Below are 26,107 nucleotides of genomic sequence, written 5' to 3' on the forward strand. Positions count from 1 at the left end.
AAAGTGCACCGGGCTTTTGAAAGGCTCGCGCGAGGCCGATCAAGCGGCGCCGGGCGAATAAACAGCAGCGCATTAGCGCCCAGCCAGATGACGCCGTGATGACGTCAGCTCATTCGTCCAGCAGGCAGGCCAGCGGCGTGGGTTGCAGCGGCGCCCGCCCGCCGCGCCCCGATTGCGCTTCGGGCCAGCCCAGCATGGTTTGCGTGATGGGGCCGCAGATACGGCCCTGGCAGGCGCCCATGCCGCAGCGCGTTTGCAGCTTGGCATCGCGCCAGCTGCGCTGCCCCTTCAACTCGGCCAGAGTGACGTCCTCGCAGCGGCAGATGATGGTCTTGGCATCGGCCAGGGTCAGCAACTCGGGACGCAGCTTGAAGGTAGCGGCAAGCGTTTTGGCAAAGCGCTCGGCATGTGCTTTTTGGCGACGCAGGGCGGGCGTGGCGCTTTGGCCAAGCAAGGCCCGCGCAACCAGCTGCCCCTCGATCAAGGCCTTGTCCACGCCGCCAATGCCGGTGCATTCGCCCGCCGCATAGACGCCGGGCAGCGAGGTCTGCAGCGTGGCATCAACGTCGATCGCGCCGGCCTCGATGCGGCAGCCCAGCAGCTCCGCCAGTTCGGTATTCGGCAGCAGGCCGTAAGCGACGCCGAGCGCCTCGCAAGGCAGCTCCCACTGCGTGCGGCCATTGCTCAGCACCACGCCTTCAAGCCGCTGTTGGCCCAGCGCTCGGACGACCCAGCTGCCGCTGCGGTACGGCGTGGCGCGCAGCCGCCAAGCCAGCCCGGCCGCTTGCGCTGCTTTGGCCGGCGTCAAGCGGGCGGCAAAACCCGCCAGGGCCCGGCGCGAGACCTGTTCGGCCACCAGGGTAATGTGCGCGCCTGCTGCGCGGGCGCTGTCGGCAGCGGCCAGCAGCAAGGGCCCAGAGCCGGCCAGAACGACGCGCTGGCCCGCCACCGGCCAGCCGCTTTTGACCAGCGCCTGCAGACCCCCGGCGCCGCTGACACCGGGCAGGGTCCAACCCGGAAAGGGCAAAAACCGTTCGCGTGCGCCGAGCGCCAGCAGCAGTTGCGGCGCTTGCACCAGCAGCGCCGCCGCCGTGGGCTCAGCCAAATTTTGCAGGCGCAGGCGATAGCTGCCTTCCGAGGGTCTTTCGGCGTCAATCACCGCATGGCCAAACAGGCGGCGCAGGCCCGAATGCGGCAGCAGCACGGCAAGCTGTTTGGCCCAGGGCTGGGCCACGCCGGCGCGCCAGATCTGCCCGCCTGCCTGGCCGGCCTGGTCGATCCAGATGACGCTGCGCCCGGCTGCGAGCAGCGGCTGCAGGGCCGCAATGCCGGCGGGGCCGGCGCCCACCATGATTACATCGGCCTGCAAAGCGTTCGGCGTTTTCATGCTTCGGTCATGATCTTCATGCCGTCTTTGGCAGGTGTTAGGCAGCCCAACCGGTTCGCCACCGCGTCAATGCTGACCCGGCACTCCTGGCATTGACCCATGCCGCAAAAAGCCGCACGCGGCTGGCCGGTCAGCGAGCGCCTGCTGAGGTTCAAGCCCGCATGGGCAAGCGCTGCAGCCACACTGCAGCCCGCCGGAACCCGCTGGGCCTGGCCGTTGATGTAGACCGTGATTTGGGCAGTTAGCAGTGCTGGGCTCATAAAAAGCGACTCGGTGAGAATGGGCCGGCGTCCAGCAAGGGTGTAGCACCGAGGCTGAGGTCTACCAGCAACTCGGCCGTGGCCAGCGAGGTGGTGATTCCCAAGCCTTCGTGTCCGGTGGCCAGCCAGACGCGCGCCAGTTCCGGGTGGGCGCCGATCAAGGGTTGGCCATCGCGGCTGGCCGGGCGCACACCGGTCCAGCAGCGCAGCAGGCTCAAGTCTCTTAGCCCGGGTAAATAGCTGCAGGCTTGGCGCAGCATGTCCTGCAAAATGGCCGGATCCAGCTTGCGGTCGCTGCGGCCGATCTGGCGTGAGGAGCCGATCAGCAGTTGGCCACCGGGGCGGGGTTGCACATTGAAGGAAACCGTGTCCTGATCGCTCAAATGGGCTTTTTTGATATAGCCCAGCTCAACCAATTGATGGTTGAGCATTCCGGGATAGCGTTGAGTGATCGCGAGTTGTCCTTTTTTGGGGATCAGCCAGCCCGGCGGCAGCCAGGCTTGGGCGGCCAAGCCGGCGCACAGGACCGTCAACGCGCCCCAAAAACGCCGGCCGTCGGCCAGCACCACGCCATGGCCGTCAAAAGACAAGACCTGACCCTCGATCAGCTCGGCGCGCGCTTCGGCCAGCCAGCGGGCGGCGACCTTGGGCGGGTAGACGCGAGCATCGCCGGGCACGCGCATGGCGCCGGCCAAACCTTGGCGAAGCATGGGCTCAGCCCGGGCCAGATCGGTGGCACCCAGCATCTCGGCAGCCAGGCCGCGGGCGGCCAACCAGCCCTGCTTGCGTTCGGCCAGGGCCAGCTCCTCGGCATCGGCTGCAATCCACAGCGTGCCGCAGGCCTGGTGCTCGGCCAGTGCCGGGTGCTCGGAGTTTTCGTCCAGCCATTGCTGCCAGAGCTGTTGGCTGCGCCGAGTCAGCTGGAATTCAGCGTCAGCACCACCGGCTTCGTCATCAACGACCAGCAAATGCCCCATCGCCGCAGCGGTCGCGCCGCCGCCGATCGCGCCCGGCTCGATCACGCAGACCGACAAACCTTGGCGCGCATAGGCCCGTGCGCAGGCTGCGCCGATGATGCCGGCGCCAACGATCAGCACATCGGCGCTGCGGCTTTGCTTCAAACCGGTATGCCCCAGGCGAAGGGGTCGCCGGGCTGGAACACCAGGGTCGCATCCATATTGACAAAGGCGCGGCCTTGGATGCGCGGCAGGATCTGCCCCATCTCTCCCGGCCGGTAGTCCGCTTCAAAAACGCTGCCGATGACGCTTTCCTGGCGCCATGTCTGCCCGGGCGCCAATTTGCCGTCTGCTGCCAGGCAAGCCAGCTTGGCACTGGTGCCGGTGCCGCAGGGCGAGCGGTCATAGGCTTTGCCGGGGCACAGCACAAAATTACGGCCATGATTGGCCGGGTCTTGGGCCGGGCCGGTCAGCTCGATATGGTCGATCTCTTGGCCCCCCGCGCCACTGATGCCTTGCTCGCGCAAGGCTTGGCGGATGCGCCAGGATAAATCGGTCAGCGCTTCTGCCTGGCCAAGGTTCAAACTCAGGCCGTGGTCGGCGCAAAGGAAAAACCAGTTGCCGCCCCAGGCCACATCGCCATGTAGCAGACCGTGGCCGGCCACGTTCAAGGCGACTTGAGTGGCATGGCGATAGGACGGCACATTGGCGACGCTGACACTGCCGTCCGCGGCCAGCGTAGCGGTGATGAGGCCGACAGGCGTTTCGATGCGATGCTCGCCCGGGCTGATGCGGCCCAGATAGGCCAATGTAGCGATCAGGCCAATCGTGCCGTGGCCGCACATGCCCAGGTAGCCGACGTTGTTGAAGAAGATCACGCCGCAGGTGTTGGCCGCATTGACCGGCTCGCACAGCATCGCTCCGACCAGCACGTCAGAGCCACGGGGCTCGTTCACCACCGCGCTGCGCCAACCGTCATGTTGTGCCCGAAGTATGGCCAAGCGCTCGGCCATGCTGCCCGTGCCCAGGTCAGGGCCGCCGGAAATCAAAACGCGGGTCGGCTCGCCGCCCGTATGAGAGTCAATGAAGCGCATGGGTGCTGGGGTCTTGGAGTTAGGCAATGACGGCTTGCGCGAATTGGCGCAGATAGTCGAGCAGTGCGTCGGAGGCCGCGGCGGCGGCGTTGGGCTCACCCTCGGCCACTGCTTGCGCCAAAGCGAGATGACAGCGTGCGCCTTCGCTCATATCGCCCTGGTGTTGATAGGCATACCAAAAGCGTCGGCATTGAATCGCCATCGGGATCACCGCGGCCACCGCAAAGGGGTTGCGGCAGGCAGCGTGGTTGACATGGTCCAGCGCTTGGTCGGCCGCCATATAGGCCGGCAAGTCCGAGGCTTGGGCCGCGGCCACCATTTGGCGCGCGCAGTCGAGCAAGTCGTCGCGCTGCTGCGGCGTAGCCCTTCGTGCCGAGGTCGAGGCGATCAGGCGCTCCAAGACCCGCCGGGCTTCCAGCAGGTCGAGGTGTTCGGCCAAGCGAATGTCGCTGACCAACAAGCCGCGCCGGGGCTGCTGCACGATCAAGCCACTGGCAACCAAACGCATGAGCGCCTCGCGTGTGGGCGTGCGCCCCAGGCCGGTATGCTCGATCAGCTCGGACTCGACGATGGGCGCACCGGGCCGCAGCAGCAGGGTCGAGATCATCGACTCCAGCTTGTCATAGGCTTGGTCGGCATAACGCCTTTTGTCGCTGCCGTCGCCGGCTGGCAAAAGGGCTGAGGTGCTGGCGGCTTTTTTCATAGTGCCAACATCATCGCAGGCTCAGCGCCTCCGCTTGCACTTGCTCAGAATAAACGGCTCAGATCCGGGCGGGTGTCGAGGCCACGCTGAATGATGGCCATCACACGGGCACGCTCCTCGCCGACCAGGGGCAAGCGCGGGCGGCGCACGTTTTCGTTGCCGACGCCTGCCATCATCTCGGCCAGTTTGATGTTTTGCACCAGCTTGGCATGCACGTCCAAGTGCAGCAGCGGCATGAACCACTGATAAATCTTCAGCGCTTCGTCATAGCGCTTGGCGCGCATCAGCTTGTAGATTGCCACCGTTTCGGCCGGGAAGGCGTCGCACAAGCCGGCCAGCAAACCGTCGCAACCCAAGGCCAGTGCTTCGAAGCTGAGGTCGTCCACGCCGATGAAGAGTTGGTAACGAGTGCCGAGGACATTGCGCAGGTCGGTGACGCGGCGGATGTTGTCGGTCGACTCCTTGATCGCGACCAGCCACTCGCAGTCGGCCAACTCGACCATATCTTCGGGCTTCAGATCGACGCGGTAAGACACCGGGTTGTTATAGAGCATGGTCGGCAGCGCAGCGGCGGCGCAGATGGTGCGCACATTGGCGATCGCCTCGCGAGTGTCGGCCGGGTAAAGCACGGCCGGCATCAGCATCAAGCCCTCGACGCCGAAGCGGGCGGCGCCCTCGACATAGCGCAAGGCATTGCGGGTGCTGGTTTCCGACACATTGGCCAAGACCGGCACGCGGCCGTTAGATACGCGCACCGCGATGCTGGCAACTTCGAGCTTTTCTTCAAGCGTCAGAGTGCTGGCTTCGCCGAGCGAGCCGCCAGTGACGAGTCCGTCAACGCCGTTGGCGATCTGGAACTCGAAGTGGCGCTCCATCTCGGCGACATCTAAGTCCTCGTTCGGCTTGAACTTGGTCGTGACGGCGGGGAAGACGCCACTCCAGCGGGGCAGATTGGCTTTGGCTTGAGGCAAGGGCATGATTTGCTCGCAGGTATGCTGTTGATATATTTAACTTTAGCCTTGCATGATGTGGATGTCAACCACATATTGCTGCGGGTAAGTTGGGTTCCAAGACCGGCCGATTGTTGCGTGCTTGGGCGCTTACAATCCGCGCTCGTTCGCCTGGCGGCGCTTGATCGCTGATCAATAGCCGGCTTAGGCGCATTTATTCATAAGGGATCTGTCGTGTTTATTTCCAATGCTTTTGCCCAGGTCGCTCCGGCCGCTTCTGGCAGCACCGAATCCAGCCTGCTGAGCATGCTGCCGCTGGTCTTGATGTTTGTGGTCTTGTACTTTGTCATGATCCGTCCCCAGATGAAGCGCCAGAAAGAGCACAAGGCGATGATCGACGCGATCGCCAAGGGCGACGAGGTGGTGACCACCGGCGGTCTGCTGGGCAAGATCACCAAGCTGGGTGATAGCTTCATCTCGATCGAGGTGGCCACGGGTGTTGAGTTGCAAGTGCAGCGCGGCGCGGTGGTGCAAGTCTTGCCCAAGGGCACCGTCAAGTAAGACTGACCGGGGCTGCTTGGCTGATGGGTGGCAATGCGAGCCCATCGACCGAACACCCCCTTTGCTCAAGTTAGCCAAGTTGCCCAGAGGCCGCTCAAGCGGCCGGGCAGCGCCCCCAGCACAGCATGCCCTGGTGCGCAAGCGCCACGCAGCCATCATGGCCGGGTCTGAGAGGAAACAGCATGAACCGTTATCCGATGTGGAAGTACGCGATCCTTATCTTCGCGCTACTCGTCGGCACCATCTACACCTTGCCGAATATTTTCGGCGAGGCGCCGGCCGTGCAGGTGTCCAGTGCCAAGGCCACGCTGAAGGTCGACCCTGCGCTGCAAAGCCGGGTCGCAGCCGCTCTGGCAGAGGCCAAGATCACGCCCGATTTCGTCCAACTCGAAGGCAACTCGATCAAGGCACGCTTTGCCGACCTGGACGCGCAGATTCACGCCAAGGACGCGATCAGCAAGGCGATCAATACCGACCCGGCCGACCCGAGCTATATCGTCGCGCTGAACCTGTTGTCGCGCTCGCCGCACTGGTTGTCCAGCCTGCATGCGTTCCCGATGTATCTGGGCCTGGATCTGCGCGGCGGTGTGCACTTTTTGATGCAGGTCGACATGAAGTCGGCGCTGACCAAAAAGGCCGAATCGCTGACCGGCGATGTGCGCACGATGTTGCGCGACAAGGGCATTCGTCACTCCGGCATCAGTCGCGATGGCAATAATGTGGTGGTGTCCTTCCGCGACGACGCCGTGCTCAAGCAAGCCCAAGACCTGTTGAGCGCGCAACTCGGCGATGTGCTGTGGACGGCTTCGACGGATGGCCTGGATCAGCGCCTGACCGGCAGCCTCAAGCCCGCTTCTATGGTGGCCGTGCAAGACGCGGCGCTGAAGCAAAACATCAGCACCCTGCACAACCGGGTCAATGAGCTCGGCGTGGCCGAGCCGACGATTCAACAGCAAGGGCGCGACCGCATCGTCGTGCAGTTGCCCGGCGTGCAAGACACGGCCAAGGCCAAGGACATCATCGGCCGCACCGCCACGCTGGAGTTGCGCATGGTCGACGACAGCGCCGAGGCGCAGGCCGCTCTGGCCGGCAGCGGCCCGGTGCCCTTCGGGACCGAGCGCTTCATCGACCGTGGCTTCGGCCCCATCATCGTCAAGCGCCAATTCGTGTTGACCGGTGAAAACCTGACCGACGCGCAGCCCGGCTTTGATGAGAATCACCAGGCCTCGGTGGACCTGACGCTGGACGCCAAGGGTGCCCGCATCATGAAGGACATGTCGCGCGAGAACATCGGCAAGCGCATGGCCATCATCTTGTTCGAAAAGGGCAAGGGCGAGGTCGTGACCGCGCCGGTGATTCGCAGCGAGTTGAGCGGCGGCCGAGTGAAGATTTCGGGAGCGATGAGCACCCAGGAAGCCAGCGATACCGCGCTGCTGCTGCGCGCCGGCTCCTTGGCCGCGCCAATGGAAATCATCGAAGAAAAGACCGTCGGCCCGAGCCTGGGTAAAGAAAACATCGAGAAGGGCATTCTCTCGGTGACCTGGGGTTTTGTCGCGGTCGCGATCTTCATGAGCATCTACTACCGGCTGTTCGGCGTGATCTCCTCGCTGGCGCTGGGCTTCAACCTGCTCTTGCTGGTGGCCTTGTTGTCGATGCTGCAGGCGACGCTGTCGTTGCCCGGTATCGCGGCGATCGCGCTGGTGCTGGGTATGGCGATTGACTCCAACGTGCTGATCAATGAGCGCATCCGCGAGGAGTTGCGCGCTGGTGCCAGCCCGCAAGGGGCGATCACCATCGGCTACGAGCGCGCCTTTGCCACCATTCTGGACTCCAACGTCACCACCTTGATTGCCGGCCTGTCGCTGCTGGCCTTTGGCTCCGGCCCGGTGAAAGGCTTTGCCATCGTCCACTGCCTGGGTATCTTGACCTCGATGTTCTCATCGGTCGTGTTCTCGCGCGCGCTGGTCAATCTTTGGTATGGCCGTCAGAAGAAACTCAAATCGCTGTCGATCGGACAGATTTGGATCCCACCCACCGAGGTTATCGCGGCTGATCAGCCCGTGGCCAAGTCCTGATTAGGCGGAGCTAGAAAAATGGAACTGTTCCGTATCAAGCGGGATCTCCCGCTGATGAAGCATGCGTTGATCTTCAACGTCATTTCCTTCGTCACCTTTGCTGCCGCGGTGTTCTTCTTGATCACGCGAGGCCTGCATTTTTCGATCGAGTTTACCGGCGGCACGGTGATCGAGGCCGAATACGCGCAGGCTGCCAATATCGAGAAGACCCGTCAGATCGTCGAGAAGCTCGGTTTTGGCGAGGTGCAGGTGCAGAACTTCGGCAGCACGCGCGACGTGATGATCCGCCTGCCGCTGCGCGCCGACATCAAGCAGACCGAGCAGGTCGATCTGGTGTTCGGCGAGCTGTGCAAGGCCGAGCAAGGCACCATCAGCCAGCGTCAAAGCATCAGCGACAAGGGCGAGTCCATTAGCAAGCAGGTCTGTATGACGGCGGCTGGCGCAGAGCCGATCAAGCTCTCGCGCAGCGAGGTGGTGGGCCCGGCTGTCGGTGAGGAGTTGGGGCACGACGCGGCGAAGGCATTGCTGGCCACGGTGATCGGCATCATGATCTACTTGGCTGTGCGCTTCGAATGGAAGTTTGCGGTCGCGGGCATCATTGCCAATCTGCATGACGTGGTCATCATTCTGGGCTTCTTTGCCTTCTTCCAGTGGGAGTTTTCGCTCTCGGTGTTGGCGGCGGTCTTGGCTGTGCTGGGCTATTCGGTCAATGAGTCGGTGGTGATTTTTGACCGGGTGCGCGAGGCTTTCCGCAAGTACCGCAAGATGAGCACGCACGAGGTGATCGACCACGCCATCACCAGCACCATGAGCCGCACCATCATCACCCACGGCTCGACCCAGATGATGGTCTTGTCGATGTTGATTTTTGGTGGCCCGACGCTGCATTACTTTGCGGTTGCACTGACCATCGGCATCTTGTTCGGCATCTACTCCTCGGTCTTCGTGGCGGCATCGATCGCCATGTGGCTGGGCGTCAAGCGTGAGGATTTGGTCAGTACGCCGGTCAACAAGGGCGACCCGGACGATCCAAACGCCGGGGCCTTGGTGTAGAGTACTTTCAGCTTTTTCCACTTAGCCTTAGCCGCCTTCCAGCTCTATGACCGTCGCCGCCCGCAACAAGGCTCTCGCCACACAGGCACGGCGCATCTACGTCGAGGCGCTGGTGCATGGGCTGGTGGCGTTGGGGCGGGCGGTCAATGAGTCCGCGGCGAAGCTGCTTTTGCTGTCGGCCGAGTATGCGGTGATGGTGGCGCGCCGTGACGGCGTGCAGTCCTGGAACCGGCACGGCCCGGCCTGGCAGGCGGGCGTGATCAGCGGCATTCGCCATGCGGCGGTCTATGGCATCGTCGACACCCAAAAGTCACCCGCCGACGCCAAGGCCGTGCACACCGAGGGTTCGATGAGCCTGGTGGACGATGACACCATCGAGCGGGAGATTACCGCCTCGCGGCTGGCGCTGGCGATGATGGACAAAGCGACCTGGGAATTCTCCGATCTGCGCACCCGCATGCAGGTCTTGGAGCAGCAAGATGAGTTGGCGCCACAAGATTTGTTTCGCGCCAATGTGCTGGCCAAGCTGGTGTTGGACGCATGGACGCGCAGCGGCCTGAGCAACTCCGACTGGCAGATGCTGCGCACCGATCTGCATCAGGAATTTGCCCAATTGCTGGGCGAGGCCTATCACGAGGTCAATGCTTGGCTGCTCACGCAGTCGGTGATGCCCGAGGTTGATCTGCGGCCTTTCATTCGCAGGGCGGCCCAGGCAGCGGGAACGGCGGCCTACCCGGGCCAGTCGGCCGAAGCGCAGTTGCGCGGAGGGGTTATGCGGGGTGGCTCCGGTTTGTCGCCGGCAGCGGCGGCGGCCGCAAATCATCCTGCCGCAGTCGCTGCTCGCAGCCCGGTCAGCAGCCAGGCCGAGGAGGTCTTGCAACTGTTGCAGCGCATCGTTGGCGGGCAGGTGCCGGCCTTTGCCGCGACCCGGCTGGAAGCCCACGCCACAGCGATGAGCGGCGGCGCTTCGGCCTTGGCGCCGATGGCAGGCGGCGCCAAGCAAGGCCTGCCGGCAAGGCTGTCCTCAGCGATCAAAAATGCCCAAGAGGCGCTGCAGCGCGCGCCGCTGCAAACTCCGGGCGCGCCGGAGCCCGCAGCGCCGCAGGTGCTGGAGGAATTGCAGACCCGCAATCAAGCCTTCAAACAAGTGCTGAAGCAGGCGGCCGAAACGCCGGCCGAGCGCGCCACGATTGAATTGGTGGCGATGATGTTCCAAAGCATCTTGATGGAAGAGCATATTCCCGCGACGGTTCGGGTGTGGTTTGCTCGGCTGCAGATGCCGGTGCTTCGGGTGGCGGTCAGCGAGCCTGACTTTTTTGCCACCACCGACCACCCGGCCCGTCAGTTGATTGATCGCATGGGTTCTTGCGTGATGGGCTTCAGCGCCGGCAGTGGTGGCAGCAATGGTGGGTCGGGGCCTGAGCCCTTGGAGCGCGAAATCAAGCGCGTGGTGCAGGTGGTCGAGGCTTACCCAGATACCGGACGGCGAGTTTTTCAGACCGTGCTGACCGAGTTTGAGAAGTTTCTCGATAACTATTTCGAACATGAAAACCAGACCACCAGGCATGGCGTGTCTCTGGCGCAGCAGGTCGAGCAGCGTGAGACGCTGGCGATTCAATACACGATAGAGCTGCGCAAAATGCTCAGCGCGGTGCCGGTGCAGGACGGCGTGCGCGAGTTTTTGTTCCACATCTGGGCCGATGTGTTGGCGGTGACGGCGGTGCGAGCCGGCGCGCAATCCGAGCAAACGCGCTTGATGAAGCGCGCCGCAGCGGACTTGATCTGGTCGGCTAGCGCCAAGGTGTCACGCGAAGAGCGCGCCGAGGTGATTCGTCGCCTGCCCCCCTTGCTCAAGACCTTGCGCGACGGCATGGGTCAGGCCGGTATGGCGGTCGAACGCCAGGACGAGCAAGTGCGCACGCTGAACAATGCCTTGGCGGCGGCCTTTACCGCCAAGACAGCGCAGATACCGCGCGAGCGCCTGGACGAGTTGATGGACCAGCTTGAAACGCTGGAGGCGATGCTGCCGGAAGGCGGCGACGAGATCGACATCGACCAAACCATGGTGCGTGATCTGTCCGGCCATGAGTCCGAGGGCATGGAAGTGGTGGCCGAGGGCGGCTCGGAGCCTAGCCCGGCGATGCTGGCCTGGGCCAAAGAATTGCAGGTCGGTGGCTGGTATATGTTGGACTACCGCAACCGCAATGAGGCGGTGCAACTGGCCTGGCGCGGCACCCGTCGTCAGATGGCCTTGTTCGTGACCGCCAGCGGACGCGGTGTGCTGTTCCAGCTGAGCCGGATGGCGGCCTTCCTGCAAGCCGGGCTGTTGCTGCCGGCGCAAGATGAGTCCTTGACCGTCAAGGCAACCCGCAATGCGCTGGCCAAATTGGATGTGGATCCAGCGCGGCTGCTGAACTGAGGCCGGTGGGCCGATATTTCTGAACCGGTGGTCAGTGAATCAGCCTGTCTTCGGGAGCGACAAACAGCTCGTCCAGGATCAGGGCATCGGGTTCTTCGCCGCGGCTCCAGAACACCATCAAGACGATGATCTTGAGGTCGTCCAGGTCCATCGGGCCACCCGCAATCGCCATGCCTCGGTCTATGACCATCTCGCGCATGGGCGGCGGTAAGACGCCGGCTGACTCAAGAAAGCTGATGAATCCGACCGAAAGTTCGCCCAGATGGTCCAACTCGGCGACGGAATAGACCCGCAAGCTCAAGGCGCTTTGCTGCCCTTGATAAGACGCTGCGCCCTGCGCCAAGCCTTCCAGCCAAGACAGGGCTTCCTGGATTTCATCGCTTTCGAAACCGACGGCCGACAACTTTCGAGTCAGCTGTGCCGCGTCTGGACAGGCATCCGGACGCCAATAGGTTTCGTAGAGGTAGACCAGCACGTCAAACATGGGCTGACTATACCGCAGGCCCTTTAGGCCTCTTGACCCAAAATTGCGCCATAAAAGGCCTTGATTGGCTTGAAATCGCCTTAAATGCGGTAGCTATACCCGTTTGCGACGCTGGAATAACTGGCCTGCCAAGCGGGCAATTTCGCCGGCCAACTCCAGCTCCAGCAAATGACCGCTGAGATCCGCGACCGGCCAGCCCGCGCGCTGCGACAAGGCGTCAAGGCTGACCGGCTCGTAGCCCATCAGTTGCAATATTTGCGCCTGTTCCCGGCTCAAAGCGGCGTCGCCCGTCGGGCTGGCGCATGCCGGCGCAGTGCTGGGCTGGATCAGCAGTTCTTCCAGCACGTCTTCGACCCGCTCGACCAGTTTGGCGCCTTGCCGTATCAAGGCATGGCAGCCCTGGCTCAGCGGTGAGTGGATGGAGCCGGGAATGGCAAACACCTCGCGGCCAGCCTCGCTGGCCAGACGCGCCGTGATCAGCGAACCGGACTTCAAGGCGGCCTCGACCACCAAGCAGCCCAAGGACAGGCCCGCGATCAGCCGGTTGCGGCGCGGGAAATTGGGCGGCAAGACCGGTGTGCCGAGCGAATACTCGCTGATCAAGAGGCCGTGCGCGACGATCTCCTGGCTCAGCTTGAGATGGCGTTTAGGGTAGATCTGGTCCAGGCCGGTGCCCAGCACGGCAATGGTGCTGGCGCCGCCTTCGCGCTGGCCGGCCAAGGCGCCTTGATGGGCCGCGCCGTCGATGCCCAGGGCCAGGCCCGAAACAATGGTCAGGCCTGCCTTGCTCAGGGCCTGTGCGAATTGGCTGGCGTTGTCATGACCTTGTGCGGTCGGGCTGCGGCTGCCCACGATGGCCAGGGCGGGGCGGCTCAACAATTCGCGCTTGCCGTGCAGGTAGAGCAGCAGCGGCGGATCAGCCGTTTGCAGCAAGGCGGCCGGGTAGTCGGCGTCACCCAGGAGCAAGATGTCATGGGCCGGGTCGGCGTTCAGCCAGTCCCAGGTTTGGCCCAGCAAATCATCAAAGTGGGCTGGCGGCAGGCTGAGGGAGTCGCGCTGCGCCGCACTCAAGGCGGATTGCCATGCGCCCTCGGATGATTCAAAGACGGCTTGGGCCGAGCCTGTCAAGACCAGCAGCCGGCGGGCTGCTTCCAGACCGATGCCGGGCGTTTCGAGCAGTCGCAGCCAAGCCGCTAATTCATCGCGCGCCAGCATAGCGATGTCCAGCCATCAGGGTTGGCTGAACCGGTCCCCCGCCCTGACCGGCGCCCGGACCGAGATGATCAAAGCGTAAGAAACCCGCTCGTAAACCTGAAACACAAACAAGACGCCGTGACGCTCGTCGGGCAGCCTGATGACTTCGCGCTTGTCGCTGGTGCTGTCCACCATGCTGCGTCCGCTCTGCCACAAGGCCAGCACATGACCGCGCTCAATGCCGTCACGCCGCCCCCGGTTCAGGGCGACGATCTGGTTTTGGCCGGCATTCAAGCCATCGCCATAAATCGACACGATCTGGCCGCTGATCGGCGCGGATGGTGAATGCGGCACGTAGCGCGTAAAACTGCGCTGCGGAACCGGCGACAGTCGGTCGCCAACGCCGATCTCCTGGCGCACCGCCTTGATCACCAAGGTCGCGGGCACGATGACAGCCTTGCCGTCTGGCAGTTCGGTGCTTTGCTCGCCTTGTTTCAGCTCGGCGGTGCCCAAATAGGGCGCCTCGAAGCCGAGTACTTCCTGGGTGCTGGGGTCCAGCAGTGGCCGGGTATTGCGGAACACACGGTAATCGGTGGCTTGGCTCAGGTCGCCCCTTGCGTAGGCCAGATCGCCGCGCGACAAGAGCACGCGGCCCTCCGGCGTGGCCACAATGCGCGGTGCGCTCGCCAGCTCGTCGGTGTCAAAGACCACCGCGTCGTTCAAAAAGGGCTCGATCAGATTGAGTGGGATCGCGGTGATGGCGTTGCCGTCAAAGTCGCTGCTGCGCACGCGTGGCGAGAGCTTGCCGGACTGATCCGCCTCGCCGCCTTGAGCGCCCGCACGTTGTTGCGCCATTTGCAGCTGCGCGCGCCCATCCATTTTGACCAGCATCAGCGTCTGGCCTGGGTAGATCAGATGCGGGTTGTTGATCTGCTCACGGTTCATGCCCCAGAGCTCCGGCCAACGCCAAGGGTCACTCAGAAAGAGCTTGGAGATATCCCAGAGCGTGTCGCCGCGCTTGACGGTATGCGAGTCCGGCGCGTTGGGCGCCAGCTCACTCAAGGCTACGCCGGCCTGCGCCACGCGCTCGGCCGTGGCGCGCTGCTGGTCGGTGATGGGGAGTGACGCGGTCTGCGCCCAGACCGTGGGCGCCGCGCCTGTAGCGCTCAAGAGGCAGATGCCGGCCGCTCGCAGGCTCAAGCCCAGCATGGTGCGGCGGGGAATATTCGTGTTTTCGCAAAAAGGCATTGAGCACTCTCTGCCGCGACGGGATGCGGCTCTGGGTTGACTTGTTTTACGGCGCAAACGGCGGGCGAATTGCCGATTGCATAGACCTGCAAGCGGCCAAGCTTGCGCATTTCAGCGAAAATCCACCCGGCCGCGACGATTCTGCCCCCAAAAACAGGCCGTCGCAACGAACAAAACAAGGGCTTTCGCCCTCTTGCAAGCACTTACAAATAGGCGTTGTGCCCCGTTCACAGCGCGAGAATCATGGCGATATTGAATATTTTGCGTTACCCCGACCCACGTTTGCACACCGTGGCCACGGCCGTGGTGGTTGTTGATGCCCGCATCCAGCGTTTGGTCGACGATATGTTGGAGACCATGTACAGCGCCGAAGGCGTGGGCTTGGCGGCCAGCCAAGTCGATGTGCATGAGCGGGTGGTTGTGATGGACACCTCGGAAGGTCGCGACGACCCCCGCGTTTTGATCAACCCCGAGTTGATCAAAACCAGCGCCGAGTTCACCGAGGGCGAAGAGGGCTGCCTGTCGGTGCCGCAGATCTACGACAAAATCCCCCGCTACTCGCGCGTCACGGTGCGGGCCTTGAATCGCGAAGGCCAGCCCTATGAGTTCGACGCCGAGGGGCTGTTGGCCGTCTGCGTTCAACATGAGATGGATCATTTGATGGGCAAGGTATTCGTTGACTACCTGAGCCCGCTCAAGCGCGAACGCATCAAGACCAAGATGCTCAAAAAATCGCGCGAAGAAGATGGCCGTCGGCGCTGAGTGATGACGGCTCCGCTTCGCGTCATATTTGCCGGTACGCCCGAGTTCGCGGCTACTGCCCTGAAGGCTCTGCTGGACGCGGGTTTCAGCGTGCCGCTGGTGTTGACCCAGCCTGACCGGCCGGCCGGGCGCGGCATGAAGCTGCAGGCCTCCGCCGTCAAAGAACTGGCGCTGCAGCATGGCACTGCGGTGGCGCAGCCGCGCAGCCTGCGCCTGGATGGTAAGTTTCCTGAAGACGCCGCCGCTGCCCGGCAGGCCTTGCTGGACGCTCAGGCTGAGGTGATGGTGGTCGCCGCTTACGGCCTGATCCTGCCGCAATGGGTGTTGGATCTCCCGCCGTTGGGTTGCTTGAACATCCACGCCTCGCTTTTGCCGCGCTGGCGCGGCGCCGCGCCGATTCACCGGGCGATCGAGGCCGGCGACGCCGAAACCGGCATCACCATCATGCAAATGGATGCGGGGCTGGATACCGGCGCGATGCTGATGATGGCGCGCGAGCCCATTGAGCCGAGCGACAACACCAGCGCTTTGCATGACCGACTGGCCGCCTTGGGCGGGCAGATGATTGTGGCGGCGCTGAAGGCTCCCGCTGCCTCATGGGTGGCGACGCCGCAGCCCAGCGAAGGCGTCAACTACGCCCACAAGATCGAAAAAACCGAGGCGCAGATCGATTGGGCGCAGCCCGCCGCCCAGATCGAACGTCGCTTGCGCGCTTTTGACCCCTTCCCTGGCGGCTTGACGCAGCTGGACGGCGAGGCGATCAAATGCTGGCGTGGCGAGGTCTGCGCCGGCGCCGGCGAGCCGGGCCTGGTCTTGCGTGTGGATGAGCAGGGTGTCGTCGTCGCTTGTGGCGAGCAAGCCTTGCGCCTGACCGAGCTGCAGCGTGCCGGGGCCAAGCGTTTGCCGGCTCAGGTCTTTTTGCAGGCAAGAGCCATTCCGGTCGGGGCGCGCTTCAGCGCTTGAAATCGTCGGCAGCGGTCCGATCTATTGGACCGTTATCATCCGTTTCGTTTTCCCAAGGAGTCCTATGTTCAATTTGATGAAGACCGCTATTTTGATGGCCGCCATCACCGCCTTGTTCATGGCCTTAGGGGGCATGATCGGTGGGCAAAGCGGCATGATGATGGCCTTGCTGGTGGCGCTGGGCATGAATTTCTTCAGTTATTGGTTTTCCGACAAGCTGGTGCTGAAGATGTACAACGCGCGCGAGGTCGACGAAACCTCGGCCCCGCAGTTTTACACCATGGTCAAGGAGCTGGCGGCCAAGGCCGAGTTGCCCATGCCGCGCGTCTACATCATCGATGAGGACGCGCCTAACGCCTTCGCCACCGGGCGCAACCCCGAGCATGCGGCGGTGGCGGCTACCAGCGGCATCATGCGCGTCTTGTCCGCCGCCGAGTTGCGCGGCGTGATGGCGCATGAGTTGGCCCATGTCAAACACCGGGATATCTTGATCAGCACCATCAGCGCGACGATGGCGGGTGCCATTTCGATGCTGGCCAATTTTGCGATGTTCTTCGGCGGGCGCAATAGCGAGGGGCGCAGCAGCAACCCGCTGGTCGGATTGCTGGTGATGATCTTGGCGCCGCTGGCCGCCAGCGTGATCCAGATGGCGATCAGCCGCGCACGCGAGTTTGAAGCCGACCGGGGTGGTGCCGAGATTGCCGGCGACCCGCAGGCGCTGGCCTCGGCGCTGACCAAGATTCACAATTTCGCCCAGCGCATCCCGATGGCTGCGGCCGAGAGGCACCCCGAAACGGCGCAGATGATGATCATGAATCCGCTCTCCGGCAAAGGTCTGGCGGGGCTGTTCAGCACCCACCCGGCGACCGAGGAGCGCGTCGCCCGCTTGATGGAAATGGCGCAGCGCCGGTGACACGGCCGAGCTTTCACTCAAGCGCTGAACCAAATGAGCCGATACACAGCGCTATGAAACCAGCTTTTAAATCAGCTTTTGCGTCAGTTCGTGCGCTGCCCCTGTTCTGTCTGCTCTTGCTGACCGGCTGCGAGCAATTAGGCATCGAAGACCCCGCCAAATTGGCCGCCGCCAAGGAAGCCGAGGGCAAGGCCATCGGGAGCGCGTGCCGCAATGCCATGCGCGCGATTGAGGACTGCTACACGCTCAACCCCAAGGCGCAAAAAGCCGCTGTCTTCAATGGCTGGAAGGAGATGGACGAGTACATGCGCGAGAACAAGCTCGAAGGAGTGGCACCGGTGGTGCCGCGCACGCCTATCGTCAAGCCCGGCGCCGAGCCGGAAGAAGAAAGCAAACCCAAGGCCAAAGGTGGCGACGGCGCCGATGACAAGGCCGAGGGCAAAGCCAGCAAGCCCAAAGCTGCACATTGAGCTGCCCATTTAGCCGGCAAGGAAGATAAAGCCGCCGCGTGTATTCGCCGCGGCTTTTTTGCTTTCTATGCCTTCGCGGCTGCATTCCGTCGCAGCGCAGGCCGGCGCGGCATTGATCGGCGAGATGATGAGGGCATTGCAAAGCAAGACCCGCTTACAGGAGCTCTCCCCATGTTGAATCGCCGCACAGTTTTCGCCGCCGCCAGCGCTGCCATTTTGTCCAATTTCGCTTTTGCGGCGCCTGCGCAGGCCTGGACCTGGGGCTTCAATGAACAGGTCAAGGCATCGGGTGAAACGGTCAGCGAAAGCCGCGATCTGGGGGCATTCGACGCCATCAGCCTTTCCGGCAATTACAAGGTCGTGGTGCGTCAAGGCTCCGCCGTCAAGCTTGAACTCAAGGCCGACAAGAGTTTTCTGCCGCTGATCGAAACCCGGGTGGTCGAGGGCAGCAAAGGCCGCACCTTGGAGATCGGCAACAAGAAGGGCTATAGCTTTTCAGGCCGCAACGAGCCGCAAATCACCGTGGTGCTGCCTCAGCTGCGTGCGATCGCCATTGCCGGCTCTGGTGATGTGCGGGTCGAGGCGATGAAGACGCCGGCGGTCAACGTCAGCGTCAGCGGTTCGGGCGATGTTGATCTGCTTGAGCTCAGCGGCGACAGCTTGAGCGTGCAGGTCAGCGGCAGCGGTGACATCAAGGCCCGCGGCCGCGTGGGCCAGTTCAGCCTGTCGGTGGCCGGCAGCGGCGATGTCGATGCGCGCGGACTGCAGGCCGACGAGGTCAAGGCCAGCATCGCCGGCAGTGGCAATGCCACCGTGCATGCGGTCAAGACCTTGAAGGTCTCCATCGCCGGCTCGGGCGATGTGGCCTACCTCGGCTCACCCGTGCTCAGCAGCTCGGTGGCCGGCTACGGTGCGATTACCAAGCTCAACTGAGCCGCCGGCGGGCCTCGCCCGACGACAATCGGGGTATGAACAGAGAAGCAGCGGCGCTGTGGCGCCACCCCGAATTTCGCAAGGGCTCGCGCGAGATGATGAGCATAGGCCTGGGCATTTCGGCCTGGGGCTTGGTGACCGGCGTGGCCATGGTCAAGAGCGGCTTGTCGGTGCCGCTGGCGCTGTTGATGAGCTTGGTGGTGTTTGCCGGCAGCTCTCAACTGGCCGCATTGCCCCTGATTGCCAGCGGCGCGCCGCTGTGGGTGCTGTGGGCCACCGCTTTTTGCGTCAACTTGCGCTTCGTGATTTTCAGCGCGCAGTGGCGCATGTATTTCGGCCATCTGCCGCGGCTGCAGCGCCTGAGCCTGGCTTACTTTGCCGCCGACTTGAACTATGTCGCCTTTATGCGGCGCTACCCCGAGCCCAAACCTGGCCCCGGACAAATACCTTATTACGCCGGCGGGGCGGCCTGGACTTGGGCTTCTTGGCAAGTGCCCTCCATCATCGGCATACTCGCGGCCGACCGGGTGCCGACCGAATGGGGCCTGGGATTCGCCGGCGTGCTGGCCTTGCTGGGTCTGGCTTTCTCCCTGTTGAAGGACCGCAATGCCTGGGTGTCGGGGGCAGTGGCGAGCTGCGCGGCGGTGGCTGCCTATGGCCTGCCGCTGCGGCTCAATATTCTGGTGGCTATCTCGGTGGCGGTGGCGGCAGGGCTGTTGATGGAACATTGGCTGCCTGAGCGCAAGGTGCACGAATGACTGACTGGGAAATCGTTGCCGGCATCCTCGGAATGGCCCTGATCACCGCCCTGACGCGCGGCTTCTTTTTGATCTCCAACAAGGCCTTGCCGATGCCCGACTGGGCCAAGCAGGGCTTGCGCTATGCGCCGCTGGCGGCCTTGGCGGCGGTGATCGTGCCGGAGATCGTGATGACGCAAGGGGCTTTGATCAACACCTGGCAAGACGCCCGGCTCTACGCCACGGCGGTCGGTACGGCCTATTTCTTCTGGCGCGGCGGCATCCTCGGCACCATCATCAGCGGCACCGCCGTGATGTTGTTGTTGCGTATTGGGCTGGGTTGGTAACCCGGCTGATCGGCACAAGGCAAAGGGCTTGGTAAGCTAGCGACCATTGCATTTACATACCGGGCCTTACTTCATGAATGTCATCCGTTTTTCCGATTTGATCGCCGCCGGCAAGGTCGCCGGCCAGCGCGTTTTCATCCGTGCCGACCTCAATGTGCCGCAAGATGATGCGGGCAATATCACAGAAGATACCCGCATCCGTGCGTCCATCCCCTGCATCGAGCAGGCCTTGAAGGCCGGCGCTGCCGTGATGGTGACCTCGCATCTGGGCCGCCCGACCGAGGGGGAGTTCAAGCCTGAAGATTCGTTGGCACCTGTGGCAAAACGCATGGGCGAGTTGCTGGGCCGCGAGGTCAAGGTCGTGGCCAACTGGGTCGACGGCGTCAGCGTCGTACCTGGTGAACTGGTTTTGCTGGAGAACTGCCGCGTCAACAAGGGCGAGAAGAAGAACGACGAGGCGCTGGCCAAGAAGATGGCCGCGCTGTGCGACATCTTCGTCAATGACGCCTTCGGCACCGCCCACCGCGCCGAAGGCACGACCTATGGCATTGCGCAGTTTGCAAAAATTGCCTGCGCCGGCCCCCTGCTGGCGGCCGAGATTGACGCCATCACGAAAGCGCTGGCCACGCCAAAACGGCCCCTGCTTGCTATCGTCGCCGGCTCCAAAGTCTCAACCAAGTTGACCATTCTGAAGGCGCTGTCCGACAAGGTGGACGGCTTGATCGTCGGCGGCGGCATTGCCAACACCTTCATGCTGGCTGCGGGGCTCAAGATCGGCAAATCGCTGGCCGAGCCTGATTTGGTGCCTGAAGCTCAAGCCGTGATCGCGGCGATGAAGGCGCGCGGCGCGGCGGTGCCGATCCCGGTTGATGTGGTGGTGGCCAAGCGTTTCGCGGCCGACGCCGAGGCGACGGTCAAAGCCGCTGCTGATGTCGCCGACGACGACTTGATCCTGGACATCGGCCCGCAGACCGCCGCCATGCTGGCTGAGCAACTCAAGGCTGCCGGCACCATCGTCTGGAACGGCCCGGTCGGCGTCTTCGAGTTTGACGCTTTTGCTCATGGCACCGAGACGATTGCGCGCGCCATTGCGGCGTCCAGCGCCTTCAGCATCGCTGGTGGCGGCGACACGCTGGCAGCGATCGCCAAATACGGCATCGAAAAGGACGTGGGCTATATCTCCACCGGCGGCGGCGCTTTCCTGGAGATTTTGGAGGGCAAGACCTTGCCCGCCTTCGAGATTTTGAGCCAGCGCGCGCAAGAGGCCTGATCCCGCAAATCCAGCGCCTTGCCTGAACGCAGCAAACTCGCCCAAGCCGATGATTCTTCGCCGTCTTTTGCTGGGTTTGCTCTTGTCGACCTTGCTGGCGCTGTATGCCAATGAGAACTGGATGACGCGCACCGTGGTCATCGACGCCAGCAGCCACAAGCTGAGTCAGATCGCCGCCGTCAATGACCAAGAGGAGGGCGGCCACAGCGTCGCTCGGGTCGAGCAGCAGGGTTCGGGCTGGGTCCTGCACTGTGACATCAAGACCGGCTACGAATGGCCGTTTTGCGATCTGCAAATACGCCTCGGCATGGGGACGCAAGGCATAGACCTGACCCAGTTCGACAGCTTGCGCCTGTGGGTGCGTGCCAGCGGGCCAGAGCCGCGCCAGCAGGTGCGGGTCTTTCTGCGCAACTTTGATCCGGCTTATTCAAGTTCGAAAAGCGTGGCCGACCTGAAGCCGCATGAGGTCGTGTTTGACCCGGCCGCCGAAGCCCAGCCGGTCGAATTCCGGCTGGCGCAATTCATGGTCGCTTCCTGGTGGGTGCAAGAGCATCCGCTGCCGACGCCCTTGCTGGGCCCGCAACTGGGCCGCGTCACCTTGCTCAGCCTGACGACCGGCGGGCAAGTGGTGCCGGGCGAGCACAAGATTTACCTGGACCGGGCCGAGTTTGTTGGCCTGTGGGTGCAGCCGGCGACGTTTCGGCTGGGCGTCATCGCGGTGTGGGTGCTGAGCATGGGTCTCTTTTTGCTGTGGGATTGGCGCCGCAGCCGACTCCGGCTGAGCCGGACCCTGCGCCGCAAGCGCGAGTTGCAAAAAGCCAATGCACGCTTGGTGATGCGCTCGGATGAGTACGAGGCCAAGGCCCATCATGACGGCTTGACCGGACTGTCTAACCGCACAGGCCTGCAGCATGATTTGAAGCTGCTGATCCGTGCGCAAGAGGAATTGCTGTTCCCGCTGGCGATCGTGTTTGTCGACATCGATCATTTCAAACGCATCAACGATACGCTGGGGCATGACGCCGGCGACGAGGTCCTGAAGTTTTTTGCCTTCAATCTGAAGGCCAATATCCAGCGGGAAGATTTGCTCGCCCGCTGGGGCGGCGAGGAATTCGTCTTGATGATGCCGCAGACGACTGAAACTGAGGCGGTGGCCGTGGCCGAGCGCCTGCGCCAGCACTTGACGGGCTTGGCTTGGCCGGCCGGCCTGCAAGTCACCAGCAGCTTCGGTGTCGCGCAGGCCGACAGCGAAGCGACCATCGAGGCCGCCGTCAGCGCGGCCGACCAAGCGATGTACCGAGCCAAGCGCCTGGGCCGCAACCGGGTGGAGCATGGCGCATCGGCGCAAGACGCGGAGACGACCTAAGGTTTTGCCATCTTTGCATGACGCCTAAAGCACTCGGCATCGAATGGATGGAATCGGCAGGCTAAGCTGCCGCCAGTTTGAATAATCAGGAGACCGCGATGAGCAAGAAGATGGACGATTTGTCCCCGGCCGAAGCTGCGCTGCGCGAAGCCGCGCTCGAATACCACCGCGCACCGACGCGCGGCAAGATTGCGGTCACTCCCACCAAGGCCTTGTCCAACCAGCGCGACCTGTCCCTGGCCTATTCGCCCGGTGTGGCTTATGCCTGTTTGGCGATCGAGCAGGACCCCGCGCTGGCGGCCGAGTACACCTCGCGCGCCAATCTGGTCGGCGTGATCACCAATGGCACGGCGGTGCTAGGCCTGGGTGATATCGGCCCCTTGGCGTCCAAACCGGTGATGGAGGGTAAGGGTTGCTTGTTCAAGAAATTCGCCGGCATCGATGTGTTCGACATCGAGCTGGCCGAGCGCGATCCGGACAAGCTGGTTGAGATGATTGCCGCGATGGAGCCCACGCTGGGCGGCGTCAATCTGGAAGACATCAAGGCGCCTGAATGCTTCTACATCGAGAAGAAGCTCAAGGAGCGCATGAATATCCCGGTCTTCCATGATGACCAGCACGGCACGGCCATCATCTCCAGCGCCGCTTTGCTTAATGGCCTGGAACTGGTCGGCAAGGACATCGCGAAAGTTAAGCTGGCGGTGTCGGGTGCCGGTGCGGCGGCGATTGCTTGCCTGGACGTGATGGTGGGTCTGGGCGTGAAGCGCGAGAACATTTACGTCTGCGACTCCAAAGGCGTGATCCAGGATCAGCGCGAGGACGCCAAGGCCGGCAAGCTGGACGAGTCGAAGCAGCGCTACTGCCAAGTTACTTCAGCGCGCAGCTTGGCCGATGTGGTCGACGGTGCCGATGTCTTCCTGGGTTGCTCGGCCGCCGGCGTGCTGACGCAAGAGATGGTTGTCAAAATGGCTGTGAAGCCCATCATCCTGGCGCTGGCCAACCCGGAGCCGGAGATTCGCCCTGAACTGGCCAAGGCCGTGCGGCCCGATTGCATCATCGCCACCGGACGCTCGGACTATCCGAATCAAGTCAACAACGTGCTGTGCTTCCCCTACATCTTCCGTGGCGCGCTGGATTGCGGTGCTTCCAAGATTACGGAAGAGATGAAACTGGCCTGCGTGCGAGAAATCGCTGCGCTGGCCAAGGCCGAGACCAGCGACGAAGTCGCAGCCGCCTATGCCGGCGAAGAACTGCATTTTGGACCTGACTACCTGATCCCCAAGCCTTTTGATGCGCGCTTGATTCTGCGTATCGCGCCGGCGGTGGCCAAGGCCGCGGCCGAGTCCGGCGTGGCGCTGCGGCCGATCGCCGATCTGGAGGCCTATCGCCAGTCGCTGGAGCGCTATGTTTACCAGACCGGCATGTTCATGCGCCCGGTGTTCACCGCCGCCAAGGCTGCTGTTCTCAAAGGCGCGGCGCGCGTCATCTACGCCGAAGGCGAGGATGAGCGGGTGCTGCGTGCGGTGCAAGTGGCGCTGGACGAGGGCATCGTCAAGCCGACGTTGATCGGCCGTCCCGAGGTGATCAGCGCACGGATTGAGCGTGCGGGGCTGCGCCTCAAGCTCGGCGTCGATGTCGCGGTGATAGACCCCGACAACGATGCGCGCTTCCGTCAATATTGGGAGGCTTATCACGCGGTGCTGGGGCGCCAAGGCGTGACACCCGATATGGCCAAGGCTGCGGTGCGCCGTTCGGCCACCACGATTGGCGCGTTGGCGATCAAACTCGGCGACGCCGATGCGATGATTTGTGGCCTGGTCGGGCGCTTTGACAATCATCTGGAGCATGTGTCTGACCTGATCGGCCTGAAGCCCGGTGCGCGCAACTTCGCCACCATGAATGCGCTGATGCTGGAACAGCACACGCTCTTCATCACCGACACCTTCGTCAACGACCAACCCGACGCCGAGCAATTGGCCGAGATTGCCGCGATGGCTGCCGAGGAAGTCAAGCGCTTCGGCCTGCCGCCCAAGCTGGCCTTTGTCTCGCATTCGATGTTCGGCTCCAGCAAGCGGCCGTCGGCCGTCAAGATGCGCCGGGCTCGCGAGTTGTTTACGCAGCATGCGCCGGATGTTGAATGCGATGGCGAGATGCATGGCGACGCGGCGCTGTCTGAGTCGGTGCGCGCCGCCTTTCTGCCTGGCAGTACCTTGAAAGGCTCGGCTAATTTGTTGGTCTTGCCTTCGCTGGACGCGGCCAATATCTTGTTCAATGTGTTGAAAGTGACTTGCGGCCACGGTGTGACGGTCGGGCCAATTCTGCTGGGTGCAGCGGCGCCGGTGCATATCTTGACGCCGTCGGCGACGGTGCGCCGCATCGTCAATATGACGGCGCTGGCGGTAGCGGACGTGTTGGCGACCAAGGGCTGATGCTGTAACCGCGTGAAACCGGTTTACTGACTTGAAAGCGGCTCATAATCGGCGCCTGTAACTTTATTTCAGCGAGAGCCCGTCATGACCCGTGCCACCAAGATCGTTGCCACCCTCGGCCCAGCCTCTTCATCACCGGAGATTCTTGAGCGGATGATCCGGGCCGGCGTGGATGTGGTGCGGCTGAACTTCTCGCATGGCAAGGCGCAGGATCACATCGATCGTGCCCGCATGGTGCGGGAAGCGGCGATGGCCGCCGGCAAGGCCGTCGCCATCATGGCCGATATGCAGGGGCCGAAGATCCGTGTCGGCAAGTTCGAGAACGGCAAGATTGAGTTGATCAATGGCGAGCGTTTCATTCTCGATGCCGACCGTACCGAACTCGGCAACGAGGAAGCCGTCGGCCTTGATTACAAAGAGCTGCCGCGCGATGTAAAGCCCGGCGACACGCTGCTATTGAACGACGGCCTCTTGGTGCTGACGGTCGAAGCAGTGCGCGGCGCTGCGGTGCACACCATCGTTAAGCTTGGCGGCGAGCTGTCCAATAACAAGGGCATCAACAAGCAAGGTGGCGGACTGACCGCGCCCGCGCTGACTGCCAAGGACATGGAAGACATCAAGACCGCGATGAGCTTCCGCTGCGAGTACTTGGCGATCAGCTTCCCCAAGAACGCCACCGATATGGAGATGGCCCGCCAATTGGCCAATATGGCAGGCGAACCCTATAACCACAAGCCCAGCATGATCGCCAAGATCGAGCGCTCGGAAGCGATTCCACACCTCGAGGCGATCCTGAAGGCCAGTGACGGCATCATGGTCGCGCGTGGCGACTTGGCGGTTGAAGTCGGCAACGCGGCGGTGCCGGCGCTGCAAAAGCGCATGATCAAGATGGCGTTGGCGCTGGACAAGGTGGCGATCACCGCGACCCAGATGATGGAGTCGATGATCATCAATCCGGTGCCTACGCGTGCCGAAGTGTCCGACGTTGCTAACGCCGTGCTTGATGGCACTGATGCGGTGATGCTGAGCGCCGAGACGGCCGCCGGCAAATTCCCGGTTGAGACCATCGAGCAGATGGCGGCGATTGCTTTGGAGGCCGAGCGCGCCGAGTTCGTCACGCTCGACACCGACTTCGCTGGCCGCCAATTCGGCCGTATCGATCAGTCGATTGCGATGGGCGCGCTGTTCACCGCGCATCACCTGGGCTGCAAGGCGATCCTGGCCTTGACCGAGTCGGGATCGACCGCCTTGTGGATGAGCCGTCACCGCATTCAGGTGCCTATCTATGCATTGACCACGCAGGAAATCAGCCAGCGCAAGATGACGCTGTACCGCAATGTGCGGCCTTTGCTGATGCCCAAGTTCGAAGACCGTGACACCGCGCTGGCGGCGGCCGAGAAGATTCTGGTCGACAAGGGCGTGTTGATGCCGGGCGACACTTATGCGATCACCTGCGGTGAGCCAATGGGCTACCCAGGCGGCACGAATATGTTGAAGGTCTGCCGCGTCGGCGGGTAATCCGCAAGTTTTGGC

At 63.0% G+C, this 26,107-nt stretch carries 24 protein-coding genes; 15 read left to right on the forward strand and 9 right to left on the reverse strand.

What is annotated here, in order from left to right:
* Positions 1 to 109: 109 nt before the first annotated feature.
* Genes LNV08_RS21305 through LNV08_RS21330 form a run of 6 tightly spaced genes read right to left on the reverse strand, consistent with a single transcriptional unit; the run spans position 110 to position 5,377 of the window.
* Positions 110 to 1,387, reverse strand: a complete 1,278-nt coding sequence (locus LNV08_RS21305; protein ID WP_263535758.1) for an FAD-dependent oxidoreductase — start codon at positions 1,385 to 1,387, stop codon at positions 110 to 112.
* Positions 1,384 to 1,647 (reverse strand): (2Fe-2S)-binding protein, encoded by a 264-nt coding sequence (locus LNV08_RS21310; RefSeq protein ID WP_263535759.1) that lies wholly within the window; start codon positions 1,645 to 1,647, stop codon positions 1,384 to 1,386. The genes LNV08_RS21305 and LNV08_RS21310 overlap by 4 nt, the downstream gene beginning before the upstream one ends.
* Positions 1,644 to 2,768, reverse strand: coding sequence for an NAD(P)/FAD-dependent oxidoreductase (locus LNV08_RS21315; protein WP_263535760.1), 1,125 nt, complete (start codon positions 2,766 to 2,768; stop codon positions 1,644 to 1,646). The genes LNV08_RS21310 and LNV08_RS21315 overlap by 4 nt, the downstream gene beginning before the upstream one ends.
* Positions 2,765 to 3,697, reverse strand: a complete 933-nt coding sequence (locus LNV08_RS21320; RefSeq protein ID WP_263535761.1) for a 4-hydroxyproline epimerase — start codon at positions 3,695 to 3,697, stop codon at positions 2,765 to 2,767. Before LNV08_RS21320 ends, LNV08_RS21315 begins: the two co-directional genes overlap by 4 nt.
* A 19-nt stretch (positions 3,698 to 3,716) precedes the next feature.
* A complete protein-coding gene (locus tag LNV08_RS21325; RefSeq protein ID WP_263535762.1) occupies positions 3,717 to 4,400 on the reverse strand; it encodes a GntR family transcriptional regulator in 684 nt (227 codons plus the stop codon).
* 44 nt (positions 4,401 to 4,444) lie between these two features.
* On the reverse strand, positions 4,445 to 5,377 hold the full coding sequence (locus tag LNV08_RS21330; RefSeq protein WP_263535763.1) for a dihydrodipicolinate synthase family protein: 933 nt from the start codon (positions 5,375 to 5,377) through the stop codon (positions 4,445 to 4,447).
* A gap of 207 nt (positions 5,378 to 5,584) precedes the next feature.
* Between LNV08_RS21330 and yajC the strand changes: the two genes are divergently transcribed.
* The 4 genes from yajC to LNV08_RS21350 all read left to right on the forward strand — a co-directional run bounded on the left by yajC (position 5,585) and on the right by LNV08_RS21350 (position 11,458).
* A complete protein-coding gene (yajC, locus tag LNV08_RS21335) occupies positions 5,585 to 5,911 on the forward strand; it encodes a preprotein translocase subunit YajC (protein ID WP_263535764.1) in 327 nt (108 codons plus the stop codon).
* A gap of 182 nt (positions 5,912 to 6,093) precedes the next feature.
* On the forward strand, positions 6,094 to 7,986 hold the full coding sequence (gene secD, locus LNV08_RS21340; RefSeq protein ID WP_263535765.1) for a protein translocase subunit SecD: 1,893 nt from the start codon (positions 6,094 to 6,096) through the stop codon (positions 7,984 to 7,986).
* Positions 7,987 to 8,004: 18 nt separating this feature from the next.
* Positions 8,005 to 9,039 (forward strand): protein translocase subunit SecF, encoded by a 1,035-nt coding sequence (gene secF, locus LNV08_RS21345; RefSeq protein ID WP_263535766.1) that lies wholly within the window; start codon positions 8,005 to 8,007, stop codon positions 9,037 to 9,039.
* Between the two features lie 46 nt (positions 9,040 to 9,085).
* Positions 9,086 to 11,458, forward strand: coding sequence for a DUF1631 domain-containing protein (locus LNV08_RS21350; protein WP_263535767.1), 2,373 nt, complete (start codon positions 9,086 to 9,088; stop codon positions 11,456 to 11,458).
* Positions 11,459 to 11,489: 31 nt separating this feature from the next.
* On the opposite strand, the gene LNV08_RS21355 is transcribed toward LNV08_RS21350, so the two are convergent.
* From LNV08_RS21355 to LNV08_RS21365, 3 genes are all read right to left on the reverse strand, one after another.
* Positions 11,490 to 11,942, reverse strand: a complete 453-nt coding sequence (locus tag LNV08_RS21355; protein WP_263535768.1) for a DUF494 family protein — start codon at positions 11,940 to 11,942, stop codon at positions 11,490 to 11,492.
* 93 nt (positions 11,943 to 12,035) lie between these two features.
* Positions 12,036 to 13,154 carry a DNA-processing protein DprA gene (dprA, locus tag LNV08_RS21360; protein WP_263535828.1) on the reverse strand — a complete coding sequence of 373 codons (1,119 nt, stop codon included), beginning with the start codon at positions 13,152 to 13,154 and terminating at the stop codon, positions 12,036 to 12,038.
* 18 nt (positions 13,155 to 13,172) lie between these two features.
* Positions 13,173 to 14,345, reverse strand: coding sequence for a LysM peptidoglycan-binding domain-containing protein (locus LNV08_RS21365; RefSeq protein ID WP_414858784.1), 1,173 nt, complete (start codon positions 14,343 to 14,345; stop codon positions 13,173 to 13,175).
* Positions 14,346 to 14,627: 282 nt separating this feature from the next.
* Here LNV08_RS21365 and def point away from each other — a divergent pair, with 282 nt between their 5' ends.
* The 11 genes from def (at position 14,628) to pyk (ending at position 26,092) form a co-directional block, all read left to right on the forward strand.
* The gene (gene def / locus LNV08_RS21370) at positions 14,628 to 15,146 is read left to right on the forward strand and encodes a peptide deformylase (RefSeq protein WP_263535770.1); all 519 of its coding nucleotides are present in this window, start codon (positions 14,628 to 14,630) and stop codon (positions 15,144 to 15,146) included.
* A 3-nt stretch (positions 15,147 to 15,149) separates the two neighbouring features.
* Entirely contained in the window at positions 15,150 to 16,109 is a 960-nt protein-coding gene (gene fmt / locus LNV08_RS21375; RefSeq protein WP_263535771.1) for a methionyl-tRNA formyltransferase, read from the forward strand.
* A 64-nt stretch (positions 16,110 to 16,173) separates the two neighbouring features.
* On the forward strand, positions 16,174 to 17,022 hold the full coding sequence (gene htpX, locus LNV08_RS21380) for a zinc metalloprotease HtpX (RefSeq protein ID WP_263535772.1): 849 nt from the start codon (positions 16,174 to 16,176) through the stop codon (positions 17,020 to 17,022).
* A 53-nt stretch (positions 17,023 to 17,075) separates the two neighbouring features.
* Positions 17,076 to 17,492 (forward strand): hypothetical protein, encoded by a 417-nt coding sequence (locus LNV08_RS21385; RefSeq protein WP_263535773.1) that lies wholly within the window; start codon positions 17,076 to 17,078, stop codon positions 17,490 to 17,492.
* 171 nt (positions 17,493 to 17,663) lie between these two features.
* Positions 17,664 to 18,425 carry a head GIN domain-containing protein gene (locus LNV08_RS21390; protein WP_263535774.1) on the forward strand — a complete coding sequence of 254 codons (762 nt, stop codon included), beginning with the start codon at positions 17,664 to 17,666 and terminating at the stop codon, positions 18,423 to 18,425.
* Positions 18,426 to 18,460: 35 nt separating this feature from the next.
* The gene (locus tag LNV08_RS21395; protein ID WP_263535775.1) at positions 18,461 to 19,183 is read left to right on the forward strand and encodes an AzlC family ABC transporter permease; all 723 of its coding nucleotides are present in this window, start codon (positions 18,461 to 18,463) and stop codon (positions 19,181 to 19,183) included.
* Positions 19,180 to 19,509 (forward strand): AzlD domain-containing protein, encoded by a 330-nt coding sequence (locus LNV08_RS21400; protein WP_263535776.1) that lies wholly within the window; start codon positions 19,180 to 19,182, stop codon positions 19,507 to 19,509. The genes LNV08_RS21395 and LNV08_RS21400 overlap by 4 nt, the downstream gene beginning before the upstream one ends.
* 73 nt (positions 19,510 to 19,582) lie before the next feature.
* Positions 19,583 to 20,779: a phosphoglycerate kinase gene (locus LNV08_RS21405; protein WP_263535777.1), complete on the forward strand. Its 1,197-nt coding sequence runs from the start codon at positions 19,583 to 19,585 to the stop codon at positions 20,777 to 20,779.
* A 49-nt stretch (positions 20,780 to 20,828) separates the two neighbouring features.
* Positions 20,829 to 22,145 (forward strand): GGDEF domain-containing protein, encoded by a 1,317-nt coding sequence (locus LNV08_RS21410; RefSeq protein ID WP_263535778.1) that lies wholly within the window; start codon positions 20,829 to 20,831, stop codon positions 22,143 to 22,145.
* 98 nt (positions 22,146 to 22,243) lie between these two features.
* Positions 22,244 to 24,574: an NADP-dependent malic enzyme gene (locus LNV08_RS21415; protein WP_263535779.1), complete on the forward strand. Its 2,331-nt coding sequence runs from the start codon at positions 22,244 to 22,246 to the stop codon at positions 24,572 to 24,574.
* A gap of 84 nt (positions 24,575 to 24,658) precedes the next feature.
* Positions 24,659 to 26,092 (forward strand): pyruvate kinase, encoded by a 1,434-nt coding sequence (gene pyk, locus LNV08_RS21420; RefSeq protein WP_263535780.1) that lies wholly within the window; start codon positions 24,659 to 24,661, stop codon positions 26,090 to 26,092.
* The last annotated feature ends 15 nt before the right edge of the window (positions 26,093 to 26,107 follow it).

This window comes from Paucibacter sp. TC2R-5 (assembly GCF_025717605.1).
GTDB classification, from domain to species: Bacteria; Pseudomonadota; Gammaproteobacteria; order Burkholderiales; family Burkholderiaceae_C; genus Paucibacter_A; species Paucibacter_A albus.